Below are 13950 nucleotides of genomic sequence, written 5' to 3'. Positions count from 1 at the left end.
AAGATTTTCTCACTTAGCATGACAAAATACAAAATAAACATATTAAAACAAGCATATAGATACTAATCAGTAACGAGTCAATTACAAGTGAATAGCGTAAAAATAGTCAAAGACAACTAAAACCCAATAAAGAATAATCAATAAAAAATAGCCAATAAAAAAAGCCAACTAAGCTGGCTTTTAGACAAGCTTACGTAAACTGTTAATTTAAAAGTTTAAGTAAAGCAAAAGCATTGGTCATGTGTCCCTGCGTTACAACAAAGCCTTGCAACTCTCCATCACAATTAAACGCTGTTACACTGCAACCATTCGCATCAATATCCAGCTGCCAACGACTTACATTTTTAGCGGCATTTCCCGCAAGTTGAATGGGGTAATGTGGCGTTTTAACTTTGACTAACATGGCTGGTAATGTGAGTGTCGTCGCCTGACCCAGTAATGTTTTAGCCAATGCGTTAGCGCCCAATAAAGCAGGTTGTAAATACGCTAATACCTGACCATTAATTTCAGCGCAGTCACCGATTGCAAACACATCTCTCGCAGATGTTTGCAGGTAATCATCCACCACAATCCCGCGGCCCAATTGCAGTCCAGCCTGTTTGGCTAAATGGGTGTTAGCTTGCAAACCTACAGCACAGAGGACGCGATCGACACTAAAAATGTCACCTGTCGCTAACTCAACCTCCAGCCCCCCACCATGATTAAGATCAGGAGTATTATTAAGACTAGGAGTATTAAGCTCACTGTTCTCGATTATTGCGCTATTAGCGCCATAATCAATGCGGCTAACCGTATTACTAAGCACAAGCTGCACGCCCAATTGCTGCATCTGCTTAGCGAGTTGATTGGCAATATACTCAGGTAATAAATTTGCCATCAGTTGATCGCAAGCATCCACGGTGATCACTTGTTTACCCGCACTGGCAAGATCCATCGACAACTCGACTCCGATCAAACCTGCGCCAATCACTAAGATCCGCTCCGCTTGATGCAAATCTTGTTGGCAACGTTGAAATTCTTGCAAACTATTTAGCGTCACCACGCTATCAACTGCCGTGCCAGTCATCCTTGGGACCACCGCGCTTGCACCCGTTGCTAACACCAGTTTTGCATAATGATGGATTTTTCCTGCAGCGTAGATCTGGTGTAGTTCCGGAACAATCTCTTCCACATAAGTGTTGGCATGTAACTCAAAATTCAGTTCTATGGCTAACTCTGATCCTGATATTCGCACCAGATCACTCGCTAGCTGCTGCTTTGAAAACACATGGCTCAAGTCTGGTTTGTTGTAATCATCACCATTATCAGCAGTAAAAACGTGAATCGCAGTAATGGGATCGCTACGCCGGATCGCTCTAATAAGCTGGTAAGCGGCAAAGCCACTGCCAATAATGATAATCGGTGCATCATGTTGGTCCTTCATCACGCTAAGCCTCTGCTATTGGTTGGAATACGCCTTTACCAATCCCACATTCAGGGCAGAGAAAGTCTTCAGCAACATCGGCCCATGTCGTGCCTGGATCTACACCTTGATTTGGCTCACCAATAGCCGGATCATAAACCCAATTACACACAGTGCAGAGCATGCGTTGTTCGCTGGTGTCACTAGCGCTAACGGCCGCTGGAGCACTTGGAGTGAAACATTCAACAGCCAAATCAACTTGAGGTGGTTCACGATTAACAATGTTTTGCTTTAATGGTTCAGATAGATCTTTAAGCGCCCATTGCTTAGCAATATGTCTACCGTAATCACGACATTCGCGCATTGCTTTACCGTCTGGTCGCCATTTAGTTTTCATGCCATATGTAGTTTCAAAGCCCGCATCAGTTAAGCGAGTATGAATGCGATCCACCGCGCCACCATTCCAACCAAAACTACCAAAAGCACCCGCTTTCTTATTTTTAAAGCGCAAGCCAGTGATCTCTTCAAGCATGCCAGCCACTTTTGGCATCATCACGTTATTCATGGTTGATGATCCCACCAAGATCCCTTTCGATCTAAAAATGCTGGCAAGAATGTCATTCTTATCTTGGCGTGACACATTAAACACCTTAACCGCCACACCCGGATCAACATCATGGATCCCTTGTGCAATCGCATCGGCCATCATGCGCGTGTTATTCGACATAGAATCATAAAACAGGGTAATACGATCTTCTTGGTAATCATTCGCCCACTCAAGATACTGATGAATGATCTGAGTCGGATTATCACGCCATACAATGCCGTGAGAGGTTGCGATCATATCCACTGGCACATTAAAGCTCAGCACTTCATGAATTTTCGCGGTGACTAGGCTGCTAAACGGGGTCAAAATATTAGAGTAATAACGCAAACATTGATCCATTAACTCGGTTTGATCGACTTCATCGTTAAACAGGTGCTCGTCGCAATAGTGCTGGCCAAAGGCATCGTTGCTGTAAAGTACCCCATCACCTGTTTGGTATGTCATCATGCTGTCAGGCCAATGCAACATCGGCGCTTCGATAAAGATCAATTGCTTGCCATTACCAATGTCCAAAGTGTCACCGGTTTTCACCACATTAAAGTTCCACTCTGGGTGATGGTGATGACCCACTATCGAATCAACCGCATTCTCGGTGCAGTAAATCGGCGTGTTAGGAATTTTTGCCATCAATGCAACCAGTGCGCCGGAATGATCTTCTTCTGCATGGTTAATAACAATATAATCAATCTGATGTAGATCGATCTCCATCTCTAGATTTTGAATAAACTGCTGACTAAATCTGTGGTCAACGGTATCGATCAATACCGTCTTTTGCTCGCGAATAAGATAACTGTTGTAGCTCGTACCTTTAGTCATCTTAAATTCTGTACCGTGGAAATCTTGTACTTCCCAGTCGCGTTGGCCTACCCAGTGGATATTGTTTTTTACATGGATTGTCATATGTGCACCTATTACTTAATTCAACTAGTGTGTTTACACTAAACTTGAATAAGTAATAGCAGTTAACATGCCAACAAATTAACAAGTTGATTATGCTGAACTAAATAAAAAACACGAACAAATAGCTGTCTAAATGACATCAATAAATCACATCAAAAAGACACTGATTATGTCTTAATGACAATGACATGTAACTCCGAAAAGTTGCAGTAATGGGAGTAAAGTTTTATATCGTTATCAATAAAAATATAACTTAGCTCCCAATCTCAGCCGATATTATCTACTCAAACTGAACTTCCACGACCTCCGATAATGGCTGTTTTTGATAGCGACTAAACATCGCCTCAGCCGTTTCACTCTGTTCACTAATGCCCTTTTCTTGTAAAAATTGTTCATTGTAGAGCTTAGATGAAGAGCGTTCTGGCTGGTCACAATAAAAAGTTACTATGGTATTACCTGAGCCCATTTTTGCCGCAGCATAAAGCGCTCCCGCGACATTCAGCGCTGCGCTACTGCCTAACACTATGCCATCATGCGATTTAACATGCCGAGCAATGGCAACCAAGTCGAGATCAGGCAGGGTGATCGCTTTATCGATCTTCGCCTGATTAAAGTTTTCCACCAAACGCATAATGCCGATCCCTTCGGTAAAAGAGCCTCCACTAGAGGCATATTCGCCCATTTTTAGGTAGTGATAAATACCGGATCCATCGGGATCTACCAGCCAAGTCTGCAACTGTCTATTCTTAGCTGATAGATAACGAGAATTGCCCGCAATCGTGCCACCAGTGCCCGCAACTGAGACGAGTGCATCTATTTTGCCTTGGGTTTGCCGCCAGATCTCAGGGCCTGTATTGCGGTAATGCGCCCTAAAATTACTCGTATTTTCAAATTGATCGGCCCACCAGTAATCACTATTTTCTTCCCCAAGACGCTTTGCCGTATGATAAAAGTGCTCGGGGTTGGCAAAAGGACAGGCATCCACTAACTTAAGTTCGGCATCATAAAGCGAGATCATCTGCTCCTTCTCTGGCGCTTGGCCTTTTGGCATCACAACTAACATCTTGAACCCAAGAGCCTTTGCCACCAAAGCTAAGCCAATACCAGTGTTACCCGCGGTCCCCTCGACTATGGTCATTCCAGCAGTTAACTTGCCGCTAGCAACAGCATCTTGCACCATCTGCAGGGCGGCGCGGTCTTTGATAGAACCGCCGGGGTTTTGCTGTTCACACTTAAGTAAGATCTCACAGCCACTAAGATCACTGAGACTGTTAATACGTAATAGATCCGTATTACCAATAAGCTCAGTGATATTGTTTGAAATGCAATCGGCGGGGGGTAACTGGCATGATGAGCTTAGGGGAGCTGACATAGATAACAATCTCTGTTGCTGATACTCATTCAATATTAGGCACAGATTTGATTTAAGCCAAATAGCCGAAGTTAACCTAATAGCGGCCAGTGACTCACTAACCTAACTCTCTGCATAAGGGCACTACCATTTTATAAAAGGATGAATCTGCTTATGAAAAACACTTTAAGCTAAAAACAAAAGGCCTCTTCAATGACGATGAAGAGGCCTTATCAATGAACATCATGTGCAGCAAAATGCTACATATTTACTTTAGATTACTGGTTGAGCATAGATACTCTATTTGGCTCAAGGATCATGCGTTGAACCGCAGAGTTAACCATTGGGCTGCTCGATAGTCGCTTACTCGGTGAGTTTGCTTGCTCTGAATTAGCATTGTTGAAATACTCTAAGTCAATTAGCTCGTACATGTTCCAGCGTGGTGCAATATAGTAGTTCCACTCATCGGTAGAGTTTTGACGCCAAACCTGCGCTTCTTGTACATAGAAACGCTTACCTATACGACCATCAATCACTTTTAGTAAACGCCACTCGCGGTACTCGCAAGACTCGTCTTTATCCCAGCACTTCCAATCGGCAAAGCTATGCTTTAACTTACCGTTAGTCTCGACGGCCCAAGTCATTGCATTACCAGAATAATTGATTAGATTGGGCGGTGTGCCTTCGGCGTCCCAAAAGCGAGTTCCAGAGTTGTCATCTCGCGTTTGGAAGCCAAAAAATACGCTCTCGGCAGCAGTGCAATCCAGACTCGTTACTGAATAGCAGTAATTCAGCTTATCACCATCCCAGGAGTCGGCTGACCACTGATTAATTGTAGTTTGCCAATATTGCTCTGTGCCTGTTAAAGCGGTTTCTGTAGTAAAGCTTGTCGCCGCATCTAACTGAGTCGCGAAGCCAAACAGTGAAGCGAGTAACTTGCCATCTTTATCTGAAGCTTCAGCATAGATCGCCAAATCACCCTCACTACTATCGATAATAGAGTAGGTTTGATTAAAGTCAGCAAAGACTAGTACTAAAGTGCCGTCTGTTACAGACCAATCAAACTCAGCACCAGTGTCCTTACTCACACCACTGCCACCAGCTAGAAATTCCAGCACTTCAAAGTGATTACTGTCTTTGCTTATGTCGTTATAGACCTCAAATCCCCATAAACCGGCAATATTCGTATCGACGAACTCGACACCTGCGGTTGCCGACTTACGCATCAAAGTATCAGAGGAATATGTACTCTCCCAAGTCTCCGTAATAATTTCACCATCGACTTCAACAGGTGACATAATCACTTTAGTGACACTTTCTACTCGATAAGTATCTAATGCTGAGCCTGTTGTCAGGCGCGTCATACGCTCGGTTATTGGTTCATTACTCACTTCAACTTGAGTGATCCCTGCCGCGAGGATTTTATCTCTCAGCTCTTGTGAGAGCTTATCTAATGAGCTAACACTTGGGTAGCTCGCACTAGGCTGAGCGTCTGTATATGTGAGTAAAATATCCCCAGCTTCAACCAACCAAGTGAACTTAGAAACACCATAGCTAGTTGCAAGCTCACCACTGTTATCATCGGCAAACTCATAACGACTGCCGCCTCGGGCAATGAAAGTCGGTGCTACTGGAGTAGTTTGGTAATATAAAGATGGAATATCAGCAGCTTCAACTGGCGGCGTTAATTCAGGATCGGTAACTACAATATCAATCGCCGCTTCTATAGCGCCTGGCGTCGCCTCTTCAATGGTTTCAACCAATGCATTATATTGAGCAGGGTCAGCAAGCACAGATACTAGATCGGCACCGTCTTCAAGTATCGCTTCATCACTATTAATTAGGATCTGTACAACAGCAGCAGCCTCAATCAAGGCATCAGGATCAATCTGACTTTCAACGAGTTCAAAGGCCTCTAAATTACTAGGCTCTTCACCGCCATTGGCAGCAACGAGAAGACTGTATAATGCCGTCGATACTGCAGAGACAGAGATAGCAGGCGTATTCTCTACCGCTTGTACGCCTTGAGATGCGACTCTTTGATACTTTGGACTTGCCTGAACCTCAACAATAAGTCCGCTCAACTGAGATAATGAAGGTAAAAGCGAAGCGAGTTCCAAGCTTGATTCTGTAGCCGCGGTTAGCTTCACACTCGAGTTCAACTCAACATCATCATCAACAGCTAGATCAACACTAAAGTTACCCGTCTCATCGACTAAGCCTTCTACAGCCTCATCACCAACTGTCGCAGCCACTTTAGCGCCAAAATATTGTTCACCTACGACTTTACCAGCTAATTTATAGATATTTTCAATACGTTCAATATTGGTGTCAGCGGTAACTGCTATCGTTGCGCCTTCATTATCAGTAACAGTCACTTTAAAGCTGATTGGCGTATCGATAGCAACTGAAGGAGCTGTAAAGCTGATTTGTGCTGAATCTGCGCCTAAAAGCTCAAGCTCTGGCCCTGCAGTTTGCTCCCATAAATAACTTGCGATACTGCCATCACTGTCACTCGCAGATACTGACAGCGTCGAGGCTGACTTCTCTGTCAATGGAGCAAACTCGGCACTTAGCATAGGCGCGGTATTGGGGATTTCGATTGGAGTGTTGTCATCTGAGCTGCCACAACCACTAATTAAAGCGCTACTAACAAATACTGACAATATGCTTTTCTTCAACATGATTATTATTTCTATAATCTTTCTTGTTAAACATCGCGAGTAAGCAAACTGACGAAAGAAGGGAGGATTCCATTAGCTCACTCTCTAACATCACAGACCCACGACTCATTTTAGAGACATGATCTTACAGAAGTATGTAATCAATTTGTATAAGTATTTATTCAGCAAAGTAAAACAGTGTTAAGTTTTGTTTGATAGGGGCATTAAAGATGAATTACTGATGAAAGCATTGAAATAGCTAGTGAAAAATATAGCCAACTTTCTACTCGCATAGTGCATTTTTTTATAATCGTTATTAATTACCCACTTATCAACACCATAAAAAGTCATTCTATATCGAGTCATGCAAACGATAAAAGCTCAATCAATTCATATGGCTTTATAGAACGACTTCATTGACTTACCCCTCCCCATTAAAAAATAGGAAAACAACAAACTGGATATTAGGTGCGTTCCGAGTAGCTATTTCGCGGATGATTATCTTCATACATATCGTTCAAAACAACATATAGCGCTAAAAACAAACGCTTAAGCGATAATCCCTACCAAAAAAACCAAAAAACAAATACTGATAGCAAGCTACTGATTAAATGAAAATAAAATTAAAGATAAATAAAATTAAAGCAGCATTTCACCGAATGCAAACCCAACTTAAAGCATGAAAATACTCAACAAAATGCATTTAACTAAACTAACGTATCAAAATTAACTCCCCCCTAAAACATCGATTCATTATCAAAATAGCAATTTAATGACACAAATCTCTATAACTGCCCCAAGAGTTCAACCTGGGTTCAGCTAGCAAACGCTAATATTGCATGCGTATTAAGCCTTAACCGATCAAATGTTGATTAAGAGAGTTGAATGAAAATCCATGAAACCAACCTAGTTTATGAACACTTACCTAGTGTGATGGTACTTCTTGATTCAGTTGCCTTTATGTGGGTCGTCACCCTAATCACTATCGGTATTTTTAGCTGGTTAGCGTTAAAGCTATGGCACCTACATTCACTTCCTAAATATCTCGCTAAAGAGCGCGGCATGCGACAGGCCAAGTTAGTCTTTTGGCTTTGTATGTTAGGCCTGTTTTGGAAGCCGCTTTGGGTACTGGCTGTTATTGCCATCGTTACCGATTGGGACCGAGCACAAGAGTGGATTAGAGGAACCCGAGCATGAAAGAGATAATGCTACCGTATATTTTTATTGTCTGGTTGTTGTTCAAGTTCAAGGTGATCAAGTCTAGACCGCGTAACTACTTTATCAGCGTGTTTGTAGGTTGCTTAATTGCCCTCACCCTGTTTTTAGCTCACCGGTTTTACTCCCCTGCGGATCTGACAAACTCGACAACGGTCAGAGCTCCTCACGCGATCCTCTCACCTGCGTTTGGACAACAGATTGATAAAATTACCATCGATCATAACCAGCAGGTAAACAAGGGCGATCTACTCTACACCTTAGTGGATGACAAGGTCAGCAGCGCAATCGATGAAATCAATGCACGCATCAATGAGGTTGAACGCAGCATCGAAGCCACTGAAGTTAAGCTGGCGCAAGCAAAGCGTACTCATCAACGCAAAGCCAACCTTGGCGAGCATGTTAGCGAGCGCGACTTAGAAAATGCCGAGGATAACGTAGAGATCATTAAAGCTGAGCTTAAGGTGCAACACGCTCAGCTTGAGGTGCAATATGCCCAACTACGTAAGCAACAATTTGAGCTCAAACGCCTTGAAGTTCGCGCTCCGTTTGACGGCATGGTCACCCATGTTTATATCGCCGATGGCTCAAGAGTCGGTGCAATGCACCTGTGGGATACTGGGCGTAAATTTGTCGAAATGCGCATTCCAGATCAATCCTTTGCCTATATTCAACCAGGTCAATTTGCCGAGTTTTATATTGATGCTTATCCAGGGCAGATTTTTAGAGCTAGAGTACACAGCAAGGTTGAAGCAACGGGTGAAGCTCAAGGAGATATCTTACCTCGCGAACAGATGGTATCTCGTCATATCAACTTAGGTTCAATGCTTGTTGGGCGTACCGTAGTGCTAGAAATTGATGAGGCCACGATGGCGATGTTACCTATTGGCGCAACGGGGTCAGCATGGATAAGTGCCGATAAACCTCTGTCGATATTAGGCTTTCTCGACATTATTGGCGGCGCAACCGTGCGCTTAACCGCGGTTAAGTCTTACCTTAATCCGCTATAACGCAATCAAAAACAAAAAGCACAGCTTAGGCTGTGCTTTTGTTCAATCTCATTTCGTGCCAAATTACGAGCGCAGTGATTCAATAAGATGCAGAAGACGCATAAATAAATTAATAATGTGCACATACAGCATGCCACCAAAGTCTATCGCTTCATCTAAGGTTTCACCGTACTCACAAGCAACGGCCCAAGTGTAACCAATGTAACCACACATGCTCAGTGCAGCAATCAAATGGATCATATCGTGACTCTGACCAAAGAACAGCAACCAAGTCAGCTCAACTGACACAATCCAACCACCTACCACGCACAATACTTTACCAAAACTAACAAAGAGCTTAGGCACAATCGTTGCGGTAATAATCATTAGTAAGGTAATGCCTGCAGTGTACTCAACAGCTAACGCGACCTCTGCAGCAGTAAATCCTTGTAGGAATAGGCTCAAGGTAATACTAATACTCAAAGTCATCAGGTTGTAGCCTAAAAAACTAATCAAGGGCACCGGATACTTGAGCATAATCAAGCAGCCAGCCATTAATGAAGCAAACACAACTGCCAATAACACCCAAGGATTTATCCATTGCAGTATTTCAACTGGAAAATACGCAACAGCAAGATAGTTAATGCTAAAACCCCAAATTAGCACAAAACCAATCACTAAATTGAATACCCGTTTGCTTACAGGCCTGTCTTCTAAAAAGACGCCTGATAAATACCGATTCATACTGACTTCTGATCTTTGCATGCCAACTACCTTTTGACTAACACCAAGCGAATGCTATAAATTTCGCGTAGCTTAACCAAGGCAGTAGTTTAGCTATATAGCGGCGAATAACTTTTGCAGAACATATCAACAAACAAGGAATTAACTGCATAATACATATACAAAAATCATCTTTCTGCACTTCAAATCTTCCTAGGCTAACCTCTAAAGCCTGTTATTATTCAAACACGGCCTTTTATCGAGCTAGCTATGATCACTTGGAAACATCAAATAGACTCACTAAAGCACCTGATTGATTGGGTGTGGTATCTCGATGTTTCTGCTGACGACAACATTGATGCCATGCCGCAACTGGTGCCCAATGTTAATGCCCATTATATAATTTCGCCCAGCCAGCAGCCCTATCAATACACCAGTGCTAAAGCTCAGTTTTCAGGCAGTGGCAGCTACTTGCTTACAGCCAATACTCAGACTTTGATCCTTGATGATAAACCGCCACTGACCCGTTTAGGTTTTCGCTTTACTCCCACGGCGCTGTATCAACTTAAGCAACAGCAAGCTGGAGTTATCAACCAATGCGTAAAAATAGATTGGCTAGATGATTTACTGCCGCCTGAACGCTATCAAGCCTTAATAGCGCAAGCAAATAAAGAAACACTGCTACAGCAGGTTGAGCGAGATCTCAGCCCGCTGCTCACCATCGCAAAGTCTGACCCCACGGTAAACTTAGTTGAAAAGTCCTTACTCTTTATCGAACAAAGCAATGGCATGCTCAGCAGCGAGCATTTAGCCAAGCAGTGTTTTTGTACCAAACGCACCTTAGAGCGTGCCTTTAGCAAAGTGGTTGGCTTGAGCATTAAGCAATATCAAACCATAGTGAAGTTTGAGGCATTGTTTACCCATCTATACCAGCATCCGTTAAATCCAGATTGGGCCGCTTTAGCCGATCAATATGGCTTTAGCGATCAGCCACATTTGATCCGCCAGATGAAAAAGATCTTAGGCGTAACCCCAGCTGGTTACATCAGCGCACGGGATCTTGTTATCGATATTTATGGCGACTTTGAATAATAAAGCTGTTCCGCTAAAGCTGTCTGCAGCAATTGGTTTGAGCAAACGATAGCTGAAACTTGTCGCAAATGTTCAATCGCTAGCTTATTGGCCACGCTATGATGGGCGCATATTCATTATTTAGGTAAGCAACATTGTCGATTACACAATTTAAATTAGGCCAAGCAATCCCATTAACAGACTCGCTAACGATTGAGTTAATTAAGGCGAGTGATCTGAGTGAGATCATCACCATGCTGGACGATCCTAAGGTCGCAGAGTATTTGTTTTTCGCACCATCGCCAGTTGAGGTTTACCAAGGCTTCTTTAACCCGATTATTGAAAACACCGCAGAGGCGATTAGCAAAGGCCAATGGCCAGATAACATCACTGTCGTTATTCGCGATCTTGATGGTCAATATATGGGAATGGCTGGCTTACCTGCGGTTATGTTTATGCAGGGTAACTTTGAAGTCGGCTATCAACTGCCAGTGCACGCTTGGGGTCAAGGTATTGCCACTGCGGCCTGCAAGTTTTTAACTCATCTTGCCTTTAGTGAGCTCGATGCCCATAAAGTGACTGCCGATTGCCACATTAGTAACACCGGCTCATATAAAACCATGCAAAAGTGCGGTTTTGTGCATGAAGGTACCCAAAAAGATTATTTCAAAATGGCGCTGGGGTTTGACGACCGCGTGCACTATGGCATCACCAAGGCGCAATTTCAGGCTTTATAAGCATGATTATTACCCGCGCAGTTAATGCTTCAGCGCTGCTATAAAGGCGCTTTACCAAAGTCGAAATCGGTAAAACTTGGCATACTGTCGATTTAGCTTGGTATAAAAACCGTGATGAGTGTTAAAATCTAGGCCTATTGATTTTAGCCAATATAAAGGTAATGCAATGAACCCGATTCTTGCGATCTTAAAAGAGCACAATGTAAGTGATGAACAAGCTAAAGAGCTGTTCCAAACTCTGACTGAAAACCCAATGATGGCTATGGCAGTGATTGGCCAACTTGGTATTCCACCAGAGAAGCTACAGCAGCTAATGGGTCTTGTTATGCAAAACCCAGCTTTAATTAAAGAAGCTGTTGAAGAGCTAGGCCTAGACTTTGCCAAAGTTGAAGCGGCAAAAGCCCAGCTGCAAAAGTAATAGTTGCAAAAGTAAAGCACCTGCTCTTGCAGTAAGCAGCTTGAATACTACAAAAGAAGTTATCCTAAACGCCTTGCGCAGCCTTTGCTACAAGGCGTTTTTGTTTCTAACGGCCATTCATTAGGCGTTGCTAAGCGATACACTCAAGCACAGATGAAAATGCTTATATCAAACCAATTATAATCATCAGTTTTTCCAGCGCTTTAATCATCAATCTTTTAACCACAAGCTTTTAATCATCAAGCTTTAATCACGCGCCATTATCTTAGGCTCTGCAAACTTAGGGATAGTCAAATCATTAGGAATTAGCGGTAGCACTGCACCAATCACATCGTGACCATCGCTGGCATCAACAAACTTCCACGTTTTACCAATATCGGTAGAGTATCCCAATAAAGCAGAGTTCCTGAATATCTTGCCTTCTGCAGTTTGTGTACTAATTGTCATCGGCAAATAAGCGCAATATTCATCACCATCAATAAACATTTGGGTGGGCTCAGTAAATGTCGCTGAATCTTGACTAAAAGCGCCTGACTTCATCCTTTCGGTGAACTGCCAAATAATACGTTGATAAGCGACCCTTGCACCTTCAAACATTATCTCTTCATCGAGAATAAAGCCCATAAACGTATCAACATCATTATCAGTAATGCTTTGCTGAAACAGCTTGGCGGCGGCGAGAGCCTTGGCAACCATTCGCTGACCTTGAAGGTCGTAATACTTCTGCTCACCACTGGGCTGCCCATTAATAACCGCCGTGTCCCACTTCAGTTGCCCGTTAGGCCAAAACTCTTGTAATGTGCCATTACCTTGAGCATCGAAATTGGCTCGTTGATCTAGTGTTCCATCCTCTGAATAAGATTCAGCGAAGCCGACTATCTGGCCATCTTTAAAGTTACGCTTAGCTCTAAGGCTGCCGTTGTCGTGGTAATCTGTAAATTCGCCCTGCTCTAGCCCTTCATCAAAAAATCCCTCTTGTGCGAGCAGACCATTTTCATGAAAACGCTTTCTTATTCCCGCAGGGTAGTGCTCGTCATAATGTAGTGTGCCGTCCTCATAAAAAGTCTGCCAATGACCCACCCTATCAATTCCTAGCTCATAGCCGCGGAGCTTCAACTGGCCATTATCAAAGAAATATTCAACTAACTCAGGTTCTAGTTCGACTTTTGGCTCAACGGGGAAATCGGCTGTTTTCATAATAAAGTCTGTATTGAATGACTCGCCTTTCTCTTGTTCCTCTTCAGAAAGTGTCGCCAAAACAGGCAATAATGCTTCGATTGAACCTTGTAACTCCTGCTTAGCAAGTGCATCAAATGTCGCTGAACCGCTCGACTTTTTAACCTTAGTTTGTACTTCAGTACTTTTACCAACGTCATAATCTACTGCAACCACTACTTTGAGCTGGCTAAACTCAGTGTGGCTTTGCAGCGCTTCTTCCCCGGCTATCAAGCTCAATACATAGCAGCGCTCAAAGGTATTGCACTCAATGGGTTTACGCTTTGCTTGATCGCTGCAACCCACAAATAATAAGCTGATGAACATAAAGCCAAGAGTAATAATAGATTTAATAAAATTCATAGGGTTACAACTAACAGCGATAGATGCTGTGCATCCTAAAGTAAAAATCAACCAGGCGAAAGTACAGTATGTAAACTGAGAGGGATAGCTCGCTATAAGTGGCTAGTACGGGACTTATTGTCATATGTGTAAAACAAGGCCAACAACTTTGCAGGCCTTGCGGTGCAATAAGCTTGGGATGATTTATCATCTTTAATTCGCAAGACGTAAACCTGAGAATGAGACTGTAACTAACTTTGTGTAACTGCTTATCAAACTGTACTCTAAAAAGAGTCAAGGATAGGCGTATAATCATG

Annotated in this window: 11 protein-coding genes; 5 read left to right on the top strand and 6 right to left on the bottom strand. The window is 43.1% G+C overall.

Annotated features, from left to right (window positions below):
• Positions 1-202 precede the first annotated feature (202 nt).
• The 4 genes from norW to ACVBIO_RS13610 all read right to left on the bottom strand — a co-directional run bounded on the left by norW (position 203) and on the right by ACVBIO_RS13610 (position 6944).
• A complete protein-coding gene (norW, locus tag ACVBIO_RS13625; protein ID WP_447163243.1) occupies positions 203-1423 on the bottom strand; it encodes an NADH:flavorubredoxin reductase NorW in 1221 nt (406 codons plus the stop codon).
• Between the two features lie 4 nt (positions 1424-1427).
• Complete coding sequence (gene norV, locus ACVBIO_RS13620; RefSeq protein WP_447163244.1) at positions 1428-2909, bottom strand: anaerobic nitric oxide reductase flavorubredoxin; 1482 nt, start codon at positions 2907-2909, stop codon at positions 1428-1430.
• Positions 2910-3189: 280 nt separating this feature from the next.
• Positions 3190-4281: a cysteine synthase A gene (locus ACVBIO_RS13615; protein ID WP_447172823.1), complete on the bottom strand. Its 1092-nt coding sequence runs from the start codon at positions 4279-4281 to the stop codon at positions 3190-3192.
• Positions 4282-4538: 257 nt separating this feature from the next.
• Positions 4539-6944, bottom strand: a complete 2406-nt coding sequence (locus ACVBIO_RS13610) for a PKD domain-containing protein (protein WP_447172822.1) — start codon at positions 6942-6944, stop codon at positions 4539-4541.
• Positions 6945-7808: 864 nt separating this feature from the next.
• Here ACVBIO_RS13610 and ACVBIO_RS13605 point away from each other — a divergent pair.
• Both ACVBIO_RS13605 and ACVBIO_RS13600 read left to right on the top strand, forming a co-directional pair.
• Entirely contained in the window at positions 7809-8120 is a 312-nt protein-coding gene (locus ACVBIO_RS13605) for an Mg2+ and Co2+ transporter (RefSeq protein ID WP_220765366.1), read from the top strand.
• Complete coding sequence (locus ACVBIO_RS13600) at positions 8117-9148, top strand: HlyD family secretion protein (RefSeq protein ID WP_447172821.1); 1032 nt, start codon at positions 8117-8119, stop codon at positions 9146-9148. Before ACVBIO_RS13605 ends, ACVBIO_RS13600 begins: the two co-directional genes overlap by 4 nt.
• 63 nt (positions 9149-9211) lie before the next feature.
• Here ACVBIO_RS13600 and ACVBIO_RS13595 read toward each other — a convergent pair whose 3' ends face one another.
• Positions 9212-9892, bottom strand: a complete 681-nt coding sequence (locus ACVBIO_RS13595; protein ID WP_447172820.1) for a Bax inhibitor-1 family protein — start codon at positions 9890-9892, stop codon at positions 9212-9214.
• A 228-nt stretch (positions 9893-10120) separates the two neighbouring features.
• On the opposite strand from ACVBIO_RS13595, the gene ACVBIO_RS13590 reads away from it, so the two are divergent.
• The 3 genes from ACVBIO_RS13590 to ACVBIO_RS13580 all read left to right on the top strand — a co-directional run bounded on the left by ACVBIO_RS13590 (position 10121) and on the right by ACVBIO_RS13580 (position 12076).
• Positions 10121-10942, top strand: a complete 822-nt coding sequence (locus tag ACVBIO_RS13590) for a helix-turn-helix domain-containing protein (RefSeq protein ID WP_447163249.1) — start codon at positions 10121-10123, stop codon at positions 10940-10942.
• 134 nt (positions 10943-11076) lie between these two features.
• A complete protein-coding gene (locus ACVBIO_RS13585) occupies positions 11077-11658 on the top strand; it encodes a GNAT family N-acetyltransferase (protein ID WP_447159679.1) in 582 nt (193 codons plus the stop codon).
• A 166-nt stretch (positions 11659-11824) separates the two neighbouring features.
• A complete protein-coding gene (locus ACVBIO_RS13580) occupies positions 11825-12076 on the top strand; it encodes a DUF2999 family protein (RefSeq protein ID WP_248471200.1) in 252 nt (83 codons plus the stop codon).
• A 246-nt stretch (positions 12077-12322) separates the two neighbouring features.
• On the opposite strand, the gene ACVBIO_RS13575 is transcribed toward ACVBIO_RS13580, so the two are convergent.
• The gene (locus tag ACVBIO_RS13575) at positions 12323-13654 is read right to left on the bottom strand and encodes a toxin-antitoxin system YwqK family antitoxin (protein WP_447159680.1); all 1332 of its coding nucleotides are present in this window, start codon (positions 13652-13654) and stop codon (positions 12323-12325) included.
• Between the last annotated feature and the right edge of the window lie 296 nt (positions 13655-13950).

The sequence above is a fragment of the Shewanella sp. 0m-8 genome (genome assembly GCF_052977265.1).
This window is presented reverse-complemented; position numbering and strand designations above follow the sequence as displayed.

What these genes read in the sequence shown, in the direction of transcription:
- ACVBIO_RS13595 (WP_447172820.1), bottom strand. Translation starts at nt 9,892, where the DNA reads ATGCAAAGATCAGAAGTCAGTATGAATCGGTATTTATCAGGCGTCTTT.
- ACVBIO_RS13610 (WP_447172822.1), bottom strand. Translation starts at nt 6,944, where the DNA reads ATGTTGAAGAAAAGCATATTGTCAGTATTTGTTAGTAGCGCTTTAATT.
- ACVBIO_RS13575 (WP_447159680.1), bottom strand. Translation starts at nt 13,654, where the DNA reads ATGAATTTTATTAAATCTATTATTACTCTTGGCTTTATGTTCATCAGC.
- norW (WP_447163243.1), bottom strand. Translation starts at nt 1,423, where the DNA reads ATGAAGGACCAACATGATGCACCGATTATCATTATTGGCAGTGGCTTT.
- ACVBIO_RS13615 (WP_447172823.1), bottom strand. Translation starts at nt 4,281, where the DNA reads ATGTCAGCTCCCCTAAGCTCATCATGCCAGTTACCCCCCGCCGATTGC.
- ACVBIO_RS13590 (WP_447163249.1), top strand. Translation starts at nt 10,121, where the DNA reads ATGATCACTTGGAAACATCAAATAGACTCACTAAAGCACCTGATTGAT.
- norV (WP_447163244.1), bottom strand. Translation starts at nt 2,909, where the DNA reads ATGACAATCCATGTAAAAAACAATATCCACTGGGTAGGCCAACGCGAC.
- ACVBIO_RS13605 (WP_220765366.1), top strand. Translation starts at nt 7,809, where the DNA reads ATGAAAATCCATGAAACCAACCTAGTTTATGAACACTTACCTAGTGTG.
- ACVBIO_RS13580 (WP_248471200.1), top strand. Translation starts at nt 11,825, where the DNA reads ATGAACCCGATTCTTGCGATCTTAAAAGAGCACAATGTAAGTGATGAA.
- ACVBIO_RS13600 (WP_447172821.1), top strand. Translation starts at nt 8,117, where the DNA reads ATGAAAGAGATAATGCTACCGTATATTTTTATTGTCTGGTTGTTGTTC.